Here is a 1025-nt window from a genome sequence, read left to right as displayed (position 1 = left end):
GGGCAGGCGGCGCGATCGCCCTCGGCATCGGTGTGCTCGGCGCCGCCGGGCTGCTCGCGGTGTTCTACCGCCCCCAGCCCGCTGCCCAACCGGACAAGGTGGACGAGGTGTCGTGATGCGCGTCGGATTCATCGGATTGGGCAGCCAGGGTGGGCCCATGGCTCGGCGCATCGTCGAGGCCGGCCATCCGACCACCCTGTGGGCGCGACGGGCCGCCACCCTGGAACCGTTCGCCGACACCCCGGCCACCTACGCCGACACCCCGGCGGCGCTGGCCGCCCGGTCCGATCTGATCTGCCTGTGCGTGGTCGGCGACGAGGACGTGCGCCAGGTCCTCTCCGGTCCCGACGGTGTGCTGGCCGGCCTGACCCACGGCGCGGTGGTGGCGGTGCACGCCACCGTCCACCCCGACACCTGCCGCGAACTGGCGAAGACCGTCGCCGCCGCCGGTGGCACGCTCATCGACGCCCCGGTCAGCGGCGGCGGCATGGGCGCGGCGGCGGGCACCCTGCTGGTCATGGCCGGCGGTCCGGCAGAGGCCGTGCGGCGGGCCCGCCCGGTCTTCGACAGTTACGCGAACCCCGTCGTCCACCTCGGCGAGGTGGGCGCGGGCCAGACCGCCAAACTGCTCAACAATCTGCTGTTCACCGCCAACCTCGCCACCGCCCGCTCCACGCTGGCTCTCGGCGCGCAGCTCGGCATCGGCCCCGACCGCCTCGGCGAGGTCATCGCCCACGGCACCGCGAACAGTTTCGCGCTGGGCCGGGTGGTGTCCGGTGGCGGCAGCCTGGACCGCCTCGCCGCGCACGCGGGCCACCTGCTGCGCAAGGACGTCGGGCTGGTCGCCGACCTGGCGGCCGCGGCGGGCGCGGACCCCGGCGTCGTGCTGTCCACCGCCGACGCCACTCTCGCCATGATGAACCACCCGCGCTGAGCCCGGCCCGCCGCGCGCCATCCACTCGCCGCGCGGCACCGATCTCACCACCCGGCACCGAATCACCGCGCAGCACCGAGGAGTGAGGATG

The 1025-nt window shown here is 74.8% G+C and carries 1 protein-coding gene; it reads left to right on the top strand.

Features of this window, described 5'->3' with window-relative positions; translation table 11 throughout:
• Positions 1–115 precede the first annotated feature (115 nt).
• A complete protein-coding gene (locus QH283_RS15830; protein WP_280503753.1) occupies positions 116–934 on the top strand; it encodes an NAD(P)-dependent oxidoreductase in 819 nt (272 codons plus the stop codon).
• Positions 935–1025 lie beyond the last annotated feature (91 nt).

Source organism: Nocardia farcinica (genome assembly GCF_029867845.1).
GTDB lineage: Bacteria > Actinomycetota > Actinomycetes > Mycobacteriales > Mycobacteriaceae > Nocardia > Nocardia farcinica_A.
This window is presented reverse-complemented; position numbering and strand designations above follow the sequence as displayed.